Raw genomic sequence first — 13,528 nt, 5'->3', positions numbered from 1 at the left:
GCGGAAATAATTTGGCAAAAATCACACAAAAAAGCAACAATTAAAGTATATTCCGCCGAAAAAACATTAAATAAACGCACAATTAGCGAATAAAAATGCATTAACAAGTATTTAACCATTTTCATATCACACTATTTTTGTGCGTCATGCACCAATAAAACTAGAAAAATGCTCTAAAAGTAAACATGAGCTAAACAAGATCATTAACCATATTATTCATGTGCATTTATTAACATTTAACAAACAATATCATATGCAAAAAGTGTTTTTTCAACATAAAAAACTATTAATAAAATAGTCGGCAAATACAAAAAGCCAAACTTAGGAAGATAAAGGATAGGTCAAAACGTGAACAAAACAGCAAAACCACACAAATCCTGCTCCAACGCAGATTATGCGCCACTTAAGCGGTTTATTGACTAAACCGCTATCCTCATTCGTACGTCATAAGAAAACTCGCCTGTTTTAACCCTTTACGACACAATTGAGAGTGGGATAATAGATAAACAGTGTCAAAGCCAAGCCGTAAATAAAAGGAGCCCCTGTGCTTAAAGCGATTTTTTTTGATATGGACGAGACTTTATGTGCAACGTCACAAGCCGATAAAGTTGCAGGACAAGCGTTTACAACTTGGATTCATAAGACCTACCCACAAGTTACCGAGCCAAAAGCGTTTTTGCAGCGCTACTTACAGGGTGTATACAAAAAGCTGAATGCTGAGTTCCCTCACCTTGTGGCTCTGCTACCCGATGAAAATGCCTTCCGTTGTGGCCTGATCCAAAACATCTTGGCGGAGCAAGGCGTCAGCATCACTGCAAAAGAGGCTCAACAAGCTCAAGACTACTTTGACTCTGCACGTATGGGCGCGTTCACCTTCTTCCCTGGTGTAAAAGAAATGCTCAGCGACCTTCGTCAACATTACAAACTCGTCGTGATCACTAACGGCCCGATTTTTTCTCAACACCCTAAATTAAACGCGACACAAATGAGCAACTGGGTGGACCATATTATTGTGGGAGGAGAAGAGCCAGAAGAGAAACCTGCTACAAGTATTTTCCAAAAAGCGCTCGACTTGGTCGAAGTAAAACCAGAAGAGGCTCTACACGTGGGCGACTCTTTACCTGCCGACATTGCTGGCGCTAACAATATGGGCATTTTGAGTGTGTGGGTGAATGCGACAGGCGCAAGTAACTCAACGGATATAACGCCAAGTTTTGAAATCCAAAAAACGGTAGAAGTAAAAGAAATCCTTAAAACACTCGCCCAATAAAAGCAGCGGATTAGAAAACTACAAACCCCAGACACTGCTCTGGGGTTTATTTTGTCAGCTCGAAAAGCATTTAGATCATAGGTGGTCAAAAGCCCCTAGAGCTGTACACTTTTGGGGAAAATTGAAATGGAATGCCGATTCTTTTCAGGAGAGATGCAAAAAAGCCCCAGTCTTTCGACTGAGGCTCTAAATAGCGGTCGGTGAAGAGCCGAATTCTAACTTCAGGCGAACCCCACTTGGGTTCAAATCCATTCATACATTACCGACTAATACAGTCCAAGCGAGATCATAAACTCTAAAACGACGAAAGCCTGCTAAAAAGCAAGCTTTCTAATAGTGGTCGGTAAAGAGGATTCGACGCGGCAGGGCTCCCTGCGGACTGACGTTACACCGGGCTGGTGCTCTAGCCCACGCCCCTCAGGTCCCTACACTCTAAATTTTAAATGTAAAAAAGCCCCAGTCTTTCGACTGAGGCTTTAAATAGTGGTCGGTGAAGAGGGATTCGAACCCCCGACCCTCTGGTCCCAAACCAGATGCGCTACCAAGCTGCGCTATTCACCGAACTGTATTTTCTGATTTTCTCAAATCAGACAGGACACTTCAACTAAGAAGTCACCTTAATTAATGGGGTGGCTAACGAGATTCGAACTCGCGACCACCGGAATCACAATCCAGGGCTCTACCAACTGAGCTATAGCCACCATCAATTTTTGCTGTTTACCGCTCTATTCGAGCCATAAACTAAATAGTGGTCGGTGAAGAGGGATTCGAACCCCCGACCCTCTGGTCCCAAACCAGATGCGCTACCAAGCTGCGCTATTCACCGACGATGTTTTATCTTGATTGAATCAAGATTGGGAGCAATGCTACCGCATTCAATCTAAAAAAGAAAGAATGGGGTGGCTAACGAGACTTGAACTCGCGACAACCGGAATCACAATCCGGGGCTCTACCAACTGAGCTATAGCCACCACTGATTTTTACCGATGTATCCTCCGAGGCAATGGTACGCCCGAAAGGATTCGAACCTTCGACCTTTGGCTCCGGAGGCCAACGCTCTATCCAACTGAGCTACGGGCGCATGCCCTATCGGCGGAGTGGAATAATACGGATATCACACTATGCCGTCTAGTACTTTTTTTACTTTTTTTATCGTTTGGTCTCTTTTTCGACAGTTATCTTCCGTTAAAGTGGATTTTTGATGTGATTCACGCCCTGTCATGGATAACTTGTTGTTTATTGCAACAAGTTATCGGGATATAATCACCCATTATTTACATTGATTTAACAGCTGCAACCAAGTTGTCTAATCATTCTATGCCATTCAGTGGAATTTAATGATTTCTCTGCTCGGCATTAATACTCTAACTATATAAATAGGTAAGTCACTTACCTCGGGAATGTGAAGTGGGTTTAATGGATATGTCTCGACAAATGATTAGCGTTTTGTTCGCTGCCTTAACGTTTTCTACGGCAGCTTTAGCTTCTGACATCAGCCAAACTGAATACGATGCGATCGCAGAACGCATCCAACCTGTCGGTGATGTTTATCTAGCAGGTTCTGAGCCAGTGAAAGAAGAACCAACCGGTCCACGTGATGGCGCCACAGTTTATGGTACTTTTTGTATTGCTTGTCACGCATCTGGTGTAAACGGCGCACCTAAAACAGGTAATGCCGATGATTGGGCACCGCGTATTGCACAAGGCAAAGATACGTTAGTGAAGCACGCATTAGAAGGCTTCAATGCGATGCCAGCCAAAGGAACCTGTATGGACTGTTCTGACGATGAAATCATCGCAGCAATTGACCACATGATTGAAGGTCTATAAGTAAAGACATCAACGAAAAAGGCTTGCCAGTTGGCAAGCCTTTTTGTTTTTAATCAGTGAGAACAAGGTTACTTTACTTCTTAAACATTGCTCGAATATTGGCAATGTGTGCTTGACCTTTCGCCATACGTTCTTCCGCTGATACTGGCTTTTTGTTTACTTCCCATTCAACGTCATCAAATGGTAACTCATCCAAAAAGCGGCTTTGAGTCGGTTTGATCAACTCGCCGAACTGTCGACGCTCTTTGCACATAGTGAAAGTCAGTTCACGTTGCGCGCGAGTAATACCAACGTACATCAGGCGACGCTCTTCTTCCACGTTATCTTCATCAATACTGGTTTGGTGCGGTAAAATACCTTCTTCGGACCCAATTAAGTATACATATGGGAACTCAAGGCCTTTTGATGCGTGCAAGGTCATCAGTTGTACTGCATCACTGTCTTCATCTTCTTCACCGCGCTCCATCATGTCACGCAAGGTCAAACGTTGAACGACTTCTTTTAACGTTTTCTCTTCTTGATCGTAGTTGTCACCCTCTAGGTCCGCCACTATCCATGAATAAAGATCAGAAACGTTCTTCATTCTCATTTCAGCGGCTTTCGGACTTGCTGAAGTTTCGTATAGCCAATCTTCATAATGGATATCACGAACTAGCGAACGAACCGCTTCGACGGTATCACCACGCTCAGCTTGATCAGCAATCGCTACTAGCCATTGGGTGAAACGACGCAGGTTTTCTAGGCCACGTCCCGTTAGGTGCTGTTCGAGCCCCATTTCAAAGCTCGACTCAAACAGGCTCTTCCCTCGCATATTGGCATAACTGCCTAACTTCTCTAACGTCACTGGGCCAATTTCACGTCGTGGAGTGTTCACAATGCGCAAAAATGCATTGTCGTCATCCGGATTAACCAAAACGCGCAAATACGCCATGATGTCTTTAATCTCTGCGCGCGCAAAAAACGAGGTGCCGCCAGAAATTTTATACGGTACACGGTTTTGCATCAGAGACTTTTCAATCAAACGTGATTGGTGGTTACCACGATATAGAATCGCATAATCTTTATATTCGGTACGGTTTAGGAACTTATGCGCAATTAGTTCACCCGTTACGCGCTCTGCTTCATGCTCTTCATTTTTAGCCAACAACACTTTGAGTTTTTCACCGTCAGGAATTTCAGAGAACAGGGACTTCTCATAGACGTGAGGGTTGTTAGCTATCAAAATGTTGGCCGCACGCAGGATTCGACTCGTTGAACGGTAGTTTTGCTCTAGCTTTATCAAACGCAAATTCGGATAATCTTCACCCAGCAACACGAGGTTCTGAGGTTTCGCACCACGCCATGAATAAATAGACTGATCGTCATCCCCTACGACCGTCAATCGCCCACGTTCACCGACAATTAATTTGACCAGCTCATACTGACTCGTGTTGGTATCTTGATACTCGTCAACCAGTAGGTAACGGATACGATTCTGCCAACGCTGACGAACGTCTTCATGATTACGTAAGAGTAAAACGGGCATCAAAATTAGGTCATCAAAATCGAGCGCGTTATAGGCTTTCATTTGCTTTTGGTACATATCAAAACAGAACGCAAACAATTGTTGCTGTTCACCTTGCGCACGCGCTTTGGCTTGCTCTGGCGTCAACATGTCGTTTTTCCAGTTGGAAATACAACTCAGAAGCTGACGTAGCAGATCTTTATCACCATCAAGCTGCTTTTCGGTAAGTTCTTTGAGCAGCGCTAGCTGGTCTTGGTCATCAAACAGTGAGAAGCCCGCTTTCAACCCTAAATGCTTGTACTCACGCTTGATGATGTTCAATCCTAAAGTGTGGAATGTTGATACCATCAAACCTTTAGACTCACCTTTCCCTAACGTTTGACCTACACGCTCCTTCATTTCACGTGCTGCTTTGTTGGTAAACGTCACCGCCGCAATGTTACGCGCTTTGTAACCACATTGCTGAACCAGATAAGCGATTTTATTGGTAATAACACGAGTTTTGCCCGAGCCAGCACCAGCTAGCACTAGGCATGGACCAGACACGTATTTCACGGCTTCATCTTGACTAGGGTTCAGCTTCATAGAAATTCTCTGCGGGTGATGAATGTGGCGCCTATGATAAAGGGGTGGCCTCGTGAAAGCTATGCTGATTTCTTGTAATTTTTACACCTATTAAGTGCAATATTCTGTTGCATAAATGGCGGGTATTTAAGCTATAATGAATGAACGTTCATTCACTAAAGGGTGACATTATGAAGGATAACCCTGCTGTAGATAAACGAGAACAAATCTTAGTCGCTGCTGAACAACTCATTGCTGAATCTGGCTTTCAAGGGCTTTCCATGCAAAAGCTCGCCAATGAGGCAGGTGTCGCAGCAGGGACGATTTACCGTTATTTCTCAGATAAAGAACATCTTTTAGAGGAACTACGCCTTAACGTTGCTAAGCGTGTTGCTACTGCGGTGCAACTAGGTGTTAGTGAAGAGATGCCTTTAAAACAGCGTTATCGAACCATGTGGCTCAATATTTGGAATCTAGCGAGCTCGAACTTAAGTGCGATCAGCAACCGAGTCCAATATGAATCTTTACCCTATTCAAATAGTAGCAAAGCTCGGGAACTTGAGAGACAAATGTTTGCCCAAGTAGATCTTCTTTTTAATCAGGGTAAAGACGAGGGAGTATTCAAGCTTCTCGATAACGAAGTACTTTCTGGATTAAGTTTTGAGGCAAGTGTTGCACTTGCTCGGAAACACGCTTTGGGATTTTATCAACTGGATAAGACGGCATTAGAGGCCGCTATTGAAGCCAGTTGGGATGCAATTATTAAACACTAACTTGGAGTTCTTAATAGAATGAAAAAGTGGATTTTGATGCTATCAATTGTTTTATTACTTTTTGGTAGCGTTGTTACATACAGACTAATTGATATCAAAGACAAAATGGAGCAGTTTGCCAATCGCCCTGAACCAGCATTCCCAGTAACCGTAACTGAAGTGCAAGCGGTGGATTGGGTACCAGTCATCGAGGCAATTGGTTTTATCGAGCCAAATCAAGGCGTGACGGTAGCGAACGAAACGAGCGGTGTTATCGATAAAATCGCATTTGATTCCGGTACTCAAGTCAAAGCAGGTCAGCCACTAGTACTGCTTGACTCTGACGTTGAGAAAGCGAATTTAAAGAGCTCGCAAGCCAAGTTGCCAGCAGCAGAAGCGAAATACAAACGCTACCAAGGGCTATTTAAAAAAGGCTCTATTTCTAAAGAAGCGTATGACGAAGCAGAAGCGAACTACTTCTCCTTAAAAGCGGACATTGAAAGCTTGAAAGCGACCATCGACCGACGCGAAATCAAAGCGCCATTTGATGGTGTAGTAGGTATTCGTAACGTGTACCTAGGTCAGTACCTACAAGCGGGTACCGATATTGTTCGCCTGGAAGACACCAGCGTGATGCGTTTACGCTTTACCGTGCCGCAAACCGATATTTCACGTATCAATATCGACCAAGAAGTGGATATCTTTGTTGACGCTTATCCAGACCAACCTTTCAAAGGGTCTATTTCTGCGATTGAACCAGCTGTAAACGTACAAAGTGGTTTGATTCAAGTTCAAGCGGATATCCCTAACAGTGACGGCAAACTGCGTAGTGGTATGTTCGCGCGTGCAAACATCATTCTGCCTAAGTTAGAAAATCAGGTCACTCTACCTCAAACCGCGATCACATTTACGCTATATGGCGACAATGTTTACATCGTAACAGAAGAAGATGGCGAAAAACGCGTTAAGCAGCATGTGGTAAAAGTTGGCGAACGCTCTAAAGATATCGCACACATTCTAGAAGGCGTGAAGCCAGGTGATGTGGTAGTGACATCGGGTCAAGTCCGTTTGAGTAACCATGCGAAAGTAAGCATTGTCGAAAGCGATGCAACTACCCCACCTGCTGAAACACCAATGCTTTAAGTTGGAGGCATCATGCGCTTTACAGATGTTTTTATAAAACGTCCAGTTTTAGCGGTATCGATCAGCTTTTTGATTGCATTGCTTGGTTTGCAAGCGGTGTTCAAAATGCAAGTTCGTGAGTACCCTGAAATGACGAATACGGTGGTCACCGTGACCACCAGTTACTACGGTGCAAGTGCCAACTTGATCCAAGGCTTTATTACTCAGCCATTGGAGCAAGCGGTGGCGCAAGCCGATAATATTGATTACATGACTTCGCAATCGGTACTAGGTAAATCAACCATTACTGTCAACATGAAGTTGAATACTGACCCGAATGCAGCATTGGCTGATATCTTAGCGAAAACGAACTCAGTACGTTCTCAGCTTCCAAAAGAAGCCGAAGATCCAACCGTAACCATGTCGACAGGTTCGACAACGGCGGTACTGTACATCGGCTTTACGAGTGACGAGTTATCTTCAAGCCAGATCACTGACTACCTTGAGCGTGTAATCAACCCGCAGTTGTTCACTGTAAACGGTGTATCCAAAGTTGACCTGTATGGTGGTATGAAGTACGCACTGCGCGTATGGCTAGATCCTGCCAAAATGGGCGCTTTGAAGTTGACCGCTACGGATGTGATGAGCGTTCTTAACGCCAACAACTACCAATCTGCAACCGGTCAAGCGACGGGTGAGTTCGTACTTTATAACGGTAGCGCAGATACTCAGGTATCAAACGTTGCTGAACTTGAAGCATTGGTCGTGAAAACTGGTGAAGGGGATGTCATCCGCCTAGGTGATATCGCTAAAGTAACGCTAGAGAAGAGTCACGACGTTTATCGCGCAAGTGCAAACGGTCAAGAGGCTGTGGTTGCAGCGATCAATGCAGCGCCAAGTGCTAACCCAATCAACATTGCAGCAGACGTACTTGAACTGTTGCCTCAGCTTGAGCGCAACCTACCAAGTAACATCAAAATGAACGTAATGTACGACTCAACTATCGCCATCAACGAATCGATTCACGAAGTAGTGAAAACGATTCTTGAAGCAGCAGTAATCGTACTTGTGGTTATCACACTGTTCCTGGGCTCATTCCGCGCGGTAATCATTCCTATCGTGACCATTCCACTTTCATTGATTGGTGTGGCAATGGTGATGCAGGCAATGGGTTTCTCTTGGAACTTGATGACGCTACTGGCGATGGTGCTTGCCATCGGTCTGGTGGTGGATGACGCGATCGTTGTACTAGAAAACGTTGACCGTCACATCAAAGAAGGGGAATCGCCATTCCGAGCTGCAATTATTGGTACGCGTGAAATTGCGGTTCCAGTTATCGCGATGACATTGACGCTAGGTGCAGTGTACGCGCCGATCGCGTTGATGGGTGGTATCACCGGCTCATTGTTCAAAGAGTTCGCTTTGACACTGGCAGGTTCAGTATTCGTATCCGGCATCATCGCTTTGACACTATCACCAATGATGTGTTCGAAGATGCTGAAGGCGAACGAGAAGCCAAGCAAGTTTGAGCAAAAAGTTCACCATGTACTTGATGGCATGACTAATCGCTACGCAAGCATGTTAAAAGCAATAATGGCTAGCCGACCAGTGGTGATCGTGTTTGCGATAATTGTATTCGCAAGTTTACCAGTCCTATTCAAGTTTATTCCTAGCGAGCTAGCTCCATCTGAAGATAAAGGTGTTGTAGTACTCATAGGGACCGCACCATCAAATTCGAATTTGGACTACATCCAAAACACCATGGATGATGTGAATAAGATTCTCTCTGATCAACCAGAAGTGGAATACGCTCAGGTATTTAACGGTGTACCGGATTCTAACCAAGCGTTTGGTTTAGCTACACTCAAACCATGGGGCGAACGAGAAGCGAGCCAAGCAGAAATCAAACAGCGTGTTGGCGGGCTTGTTTCGAGCATTCCGGGAATGTCTATTGCTGCCTACGAAATGCCGGAGCTACCAGGTGCTGGTTCAGGCCTTCCTGTACAGTTCGTAATTACAACGCCAAACAACTTTGAAAGTTTGTTTACCGTTGCAAATGACATTCTGTCGGAAGTAGCAAGCAGTCCAATGTTTGTCTATTCCGATCTGGATCTGAAATATGATTCTGCAACGATGAAGATCAAGATCGATAAAGACAAAGCAGGTGCCTACGGTGTGACTATGCAAGACATTGGTATCACCCTCAGCACCATGATGGCAGATGGTTATGTAAACCGTATCGACCTAAATGGCCGCTCTTATGAGGTAATTCCTCAGGTTGAGCGTAAATGGCGTCTAAACCCAGAATCGATGAAGAACTACTATGTACGCTCTGTGGATGGTAAAGCGGTTCCATTAGGTAGTCTGATTACCATTGATGTGGTGGCAGAGCCTCGCTCTTTGCCACACTTCAACCAGCTAAACTCAGCAACTGTGGGTGCTGTTACAGGCCCTGGTGTTTCGATGGGGGATGCAGTTAATTGGTTTGAAAATATTGCACAAACCAAACTGCCTGCAGGGTATAACCATGATTACATGGGCGAATCTCGTCAGTTTGTAACGGAAGGTAGTGCCTTGTATGCAACCTTTGGTCTTGCACTTGCGATCATCTTCCTCGTTCTGGCGATTCAATTTGAATCACTCCGCGATCCTATTGTCATCATGGTATCTGTACCTCTGGCAATCTGTGGTGCCTTGATCGCATTGGCCTGGGGTACAGCCTCGATGAACATCTACTCGCAGGTTGGTTTGATCACGCTGGTCGGCCTAATAACCAAGCACGGTATCTTGATCTGTGAAGTCGCCAAAGAAGAGCAGTTACATAATAAACGGTCTCGTATTGATGCGGTGATGGAAGCTGCGAAAGTGCGTCTTCGCCCTATCCTAATGACCACTGCAGCGATGATCGCAGGTCTGATCCCACTGATGTACGCAACAGGTGCAGGTGCCGCGCAACGTTTCAGTATCGGTATCGTCATCGTTGCTGGCCTTGCAATCGGTACACTGTTCACACTATTCGTGCTACCTGTGATTTACAGCTACCTAGCTGAAAAACACAAACCTCTGCCAGTATTTGTTGAAGACAAAGACTTGGAGAAGTTAGCGCGAGTTGACGAAGCGAAAGCAGCTCATCGTGAATTAGCGGATAACAGATAAGCTATTAAGGCATTCAAAAAGGTCACTTCGGTGGCCTTTTTTATTGCCGCTCTCTTTTTTGCCATCTAAGTGGCGACTTTCACGTATCATTTACTTAAAATGAGGACAAATCAAAAGGAGTTTTAGCCACTATGTTTGACCCAAAGAAATTAGAGCAAATTGCTAAACAGATTCACGACTCAATGCCTCAACCTGTAAAAGAATTGGGCTCTGATGTCGATCAGAAAGTTCGTCAAGTAATCCAAGGCCAGCTAAACAAGCTAGATGTTGTAAGTCGCGAAGAGTTTGATGTTCAAACTCAAGTTTTACTACGTACACGTCAAAAGCTAACAGAAATGGAACAGAAGTTGGCGCAACTTGAAGAAAAGCTTGCTGAAAAATAAGTATCAAAGCGCTCCTCACAAAGGAGCGTTTTTCTTATCGGCGCGCAGATAAATCGGCTAAAAACAAAAAGGCTTGGTCAACGGCGACCAAGCCTTTTGATTAGATGTTGTGTTTTATTTTGTATTTATCACTCCAGTCTGCCTGGAGTTTATCTACTGCGTTACTTGAGACTAAGTAAATTACGCTGTATTAAGGTTTCATTTCTAGGAGAAGGCGCGGACTTTACGATAGTAAACGAGCACCTTCGACACCGAAATGGAGTCATTTAGCCGCCCACCGCGATACGCTTCATATCAGTCATGTAACCACGTAGCTCTTCACCGATGTACTCTACAGGGTGGTTACGGATTGTTTCATTCACAGCGATAAGAGTCGCGTTATCCACTTGGTTAGACGTTTCACCTAAACCTTTACCAATTACGTCAGTATTTACGGCTGGCATAAACTTCTCACGTAGAAGCGGCGTTGCTACGTTAGCGAACAGGTAGTTACCGTATTCCGCAGTGTCTGAGATAACCACGTTCATCTCGTATAAACGCTTACGTGCGATAGTGTTTGCGATAAGTGGCAGCTCGTGTAGAGACTCGTAGTAAGCAGACTCATCGATGATGCCAGATGCCGTCATCGCTTCGAATGCTAGCTCAACACCCGCACGAACCATAGCAACCATCAAGATACCGTTATCGAAGTACTCTTGCTCAGAGATTTCTACGTCAGTTTCTGGGTAGTTTTCGAAAGCAGTTTCACCTGTTTCTGCACGCCAGCCTAGTAGATTTGCATCGTCGTTTGCCCAGTCAGCCATCATAGTGCTAGAGAAGTGACCGGTGATGATGTCATCCATGTGCTTGTTGTATAGCGGACGCATCAGTTCTTTTAGCTCTTCAGAAAGCTCAAATGCTTTCACTTTTGCAGGGTTAGTTAGGCGATCCATCATGTGAGTGATACCACCAAACTTCAGTGCTTCAGTGATGGTTTCCCAACCGTATTGAAGAAGCTTACCAGCGTAGCCAGGATCGATACCATCAGCAATCATCTTCTCGTAACATACGATAGAGCCAGCCTGTAGCATGCCACAAAGGATAGTTTGCTCACCCATTAGGTCAGATTTCACCTCAGCAACAAAAGAAGACTCTAGACAGCCTGCACGGTGACCACCTGTTGCTGCAGCCCAAGCTTTCGCGATATCCCAACCTTCACCTTTTGGGTCGTTCTCTGGGTGAACAGCGATAAGAGTCGGTACACCGAAACCGCGCTTGTATTCTTCGCGAACTTCCGTACCTGGACATTTAGGTGCAACCATTACTACCGTTAGGTCTTTACGGATTTGCATGCCTTCTTCAACAACGTTGAAACCGTGAGAGTAACCTAGTGCTGCGCCTTCTTTCATTAACGGCATTACCGTCTCAACAACGTTTGTGTGCTGCTTATCTGGAGTAAGGTTTACTACTAGATCAGCTTGTGGAATTAGCGTTTCGTAGCTACCTACCTCAAAACCGTTGTCTTTTGCGTTTTTGAATGACTGGCGTTGCTCATCAATCGCGGCTTGGCGAAGCGCATAAGCAACGTCTAGACCAGAGTCGCGCATGTTCAGACCTTGGTTAAGACCTTGAGCACCACAACCTACAATGACTACTTTCTTACCTTTCAGATAATCCGCTTCTGAAGCGAACTCACTGCGGTCCATAAAACGACAACGACCTAATTGGTCCAACTGCTCGCGCAAGTTTAGGGTATTGAAATAATTAGCCATCTGGGTGCTCCTTTGAGATTCTTCCATTGAGGTCAGTAATTGCCTTACCGAATAACTTCATACTAAAACAGACATGAGATTGCTTAAAGTGATATATTCACAATTAGTTATTGCAATTTATGCAACATGGAAATGAAAATTTAATGAATATCAAAAGCCTGCAACTTTTCATTCATCTCTGTGAGAGTAAAAGTTTCGCCAAGACCGCAGCGGCAATGCATATTAGCCCTTCAGCCTTAAGCCGACAGATACAAAAATTAGAGGAGGAAACCAGCCAACAATTGTTTTTACGCGACAACCGTAGCGTTGATTTAACTATCCAAGGTAAAAAGCTAGTCCCAGTTGCCTTAAAGATTCTTGGCGAATGGCAGCAGTATCAGAGTCACCTGAAAGGAACCGAGGATGAATTGAAAGGAGAAATCCGTCTCTTTTGTTCTGTTACTGCAAGCTACAGCCATCTTCCGGAGCTAATCTCTGACTTTCGTATTCAGAACCCTTTCATTGAGTTCAAACTATCAACCGGCGATCCAGCTCAAGCGATCGACAAAATACTAGCAGATGAAGCCGATATTGCCATATCAGCCAAGTCAGAACAGATGCCAAATAAAATCGCATTTGAAACGATCAGTGAAATCCCACTTTCTGTCATCGTACCTGTTGGGGTTAGTGCGTTTGCTGAAGAGCTACAAAAAGAAAAACCAGACTGGTCGGTCATTCCATTCATACTCCCAGAAGCAGGAACGGCAAGGGACAGGGCCAATACTTGGCTCAAACAAATGAAAATAAAGCCAAAGATCTACGCACAAACCTCCGGACATGAAGCCATCGTAAGTATGGTTGCATTGGGGTGTGGAGTAGGTATCGCACCTGATGTTGTAATCAACAACAGTCCGGTAAGAGAAAAGATAAATCGTTTAAAAGTCTTACCAATTAAACCTTTTAAACTTGGTGTTTGCTGCAACAAAACTCAGCTGGAGAATCCGCTTGTTAAAGCCTTTTGGAAGGTTGCAGAGAGCAAGTATATCGCACCTTAGATGAACACTTTTTAGGTATAAAGTGAGCTAATTTTAAAACTCTATAGATGCAAAAAAGCCCGCTCTTTCGAGCGGGCTTCTTAAATTTAAAGCCTGGCGATGTCCTACTCTCACATGGGGAAGCCCCACACTACCATCGGCGCTATTTCGTTTCACTTCTGA

At 44.6% G+C, this 13,528-nt stretch carries 9 protein-coding genes and 5 tRNA genes; 7 read left to right on the top strand and 7 right to left on the bottom strand.

What is annotated here, in order from left to right; all coding sequences use genetic code 11:
- Positions 1 to 544 precede the first annotated feature (544 nt).
- The gene (locus R7044_RS06395) at positions 545 to 1,270 is read left to right on the top strand and encodes an HAD family hydrolase (RefSeq protein WP_033907401.1); all 726 of its coding nucleotides are present in this window, start codon (positions 545 to 547) and stop codon (positions 1,268 to 1,270) included.
- Between the two features lie 484 nt (positions 1,271 to 1,754).
- Here R7044_RS06395 and R7044_RS06390 read toward each other — a convergent pair.
- The 5 genes from R7044_RS06390 to R7044_RS06370 form a co-directional block, all read right to left on the bottom strand.
- Positions 1,755 to 1,831, bottom strand: a tRNA-Pro gene (locus R7044_RS06390).
- Positions 1,832 to 1,895: 64 nt separating this feature from the next.
- Positions 1,896 to 1,971 (bottom strand) — tRNA-His (locus tag R7044_RS06385).
- 48 nt (positions 1,972 to 2,019) lie between these two features.
- Positions 2,020 to 2,096, bottom strand: a tRNA-Pro gene (locus R7044_RS06380).
- A gap of 69 nt (positions 2,097 to 2,165) precedes the next feature.
- A tRNA-His gene (locus R7044_RS06375) sits at positions 2,166 to 2,241 on the bottom strand.
- Between the two features lie 33 nt (positions 2,242 to 2,274).
- Positions 2,275 to 2,351, bottom strand: a tRNA-Arg gene (locus R7044_RS06370).
- 335 nt (positions 2,352 to 2,686) lie between these two features.
- On the opposite strand from R7044_RS06370, the gene R7044_RS06365 reads away from it, so the two are divergent.
- Complete coding sequence (locus R7044_RS06365) at positions 2,687 to 3,100, top strand: c-type cytochrome (protein ID WP_005384252.1); 414 nt, start codon at positions 2,687 to 2,689, stop codon at positions 3,098 to 3,100.
- Positions 3,101 to 3,173: 73 nt separating this feature from the next.
- On the opposite strand, the gene rep is transcribed toward R7044_RS06365, so the two are convergent.
- Positions 3,174 to 5,189 carry a DNA helicase Rep gene (gene rep, locus R7044_RS06360; RefSeq protein ID WP_005379104.1) on the bottom strand — a complete coding sequence of 672 codons (2,016 nt, stop codon included), beginning with the start codon at positions 5,187 to 5,189 and terminating at the stop codon, positions 3,174 to 3,176.
- 170 nt (positions 5,190 to 5,359) lie between these two features.
- Here rep and R7044_RS06355 point away from each other — a divergent pair, with 170 nt between their 5' ends.
- The 4 genes from R7044_RS06355 to ubiK all read left to right on the top strand — a co-directional run bounded on the left by R7044_RS06355 (position 5,360) and on the right by ubiK (position 10,581).
- Complete coding sequence (locus tag R7044_RS06355) at positions 5,360 to 5,941, top strand: TetR/AcrR family transcriptional regulator (protein WP_104975728.1); 582 nt, start codon at positions 5,360 to 5,362, stop codon at positions 5,939 to 5,941.
- Between the two features lie 18 nt (positions 5,942 to 5,959).
- Positions 5,960 to 7,063: an efflux RND transporter periplasmic adaptor subunit gene (locus R7044_RS06350; protein WP_053349778.1), complete on the top strand. Its 1,104-nt coding sequence runs from the start codon at positions 5,960 to 5,962 to the stop codon at positions 7,061 to 7,063.
- 12 nt (positions 7,064 to 7,075) lie between these two features.
- Positions 7,076 to 10,198 carry a multidrug efflux RND transporter permease subunit VmeD gene (gene vmeD, locus R7044_RS06345; protein ID WP_104975727.1) on the top strand — a complete coding sequence of 1,041 codons (3,123 nt, stop codon included), beginning with the start codon at positions 7,076 to 7,078 and terminating at the stop codon, positions 10,196 to 10,198.
- A gap of 131 nt (positions 10,199 to 10,329) precedes the next feature.
- On the top strand, positions 10,330 to 10,581 hold the full coding sequence (gene ubiK / locus R7044_RS06340; protein ID WP_005379099.1) for a ubiquinone biosynthesis accessory factor UbiK: 252 nt from the start codon (positions 10,330 to 10,332) through the stop codon (positions 10,579 to 10,581).
- A 266-nt stretch (positions 10,582 to 10,847) separates the two neighbouring features.
- Here the strand turns inward: ubiK and ilvC are convergent, their stop codons facing one another.
- Positions 10,848 to 12,332 (bottom strand): ketol-acid reductoisomerase, encoded by a 1,485-nt coding sequence (ilvC, locus tag R7044_RS06335; protein WP_005379098.1) that lies wholly within the window; start codon positions 12,330 to 12,332, stop codon positions 10,848 to 10,850.
- Positions 12,333 to 12,475: 143 nt separating this feature from the next.
- On the opposite strand from ilvC, the gene ilvY reads away from it, so the two are divergent.
- On the top strand, positions 12,476 to 13,366 hold the full coding sequence (ilvY, locus tag R7044_RS06330) for an HTH-type transcriptional activator IlvY (protein WP_005379097.1): 891 nt from the start codon (positions 12,476 to 12,478) through the stop codon (positions 13,364 to 13,366).
- The last annotated feature ends 162 nt before the right edge of the window (positions 13,367 to 13,528 follow it).

It is taken from the genome of Vibrio sp. 1402, assembly GCF_033340275.1.
Note: the sequence above shows the minus strand (reverse complement) of the source record. Positions and strands in the feature narration are given on the sequence as shown.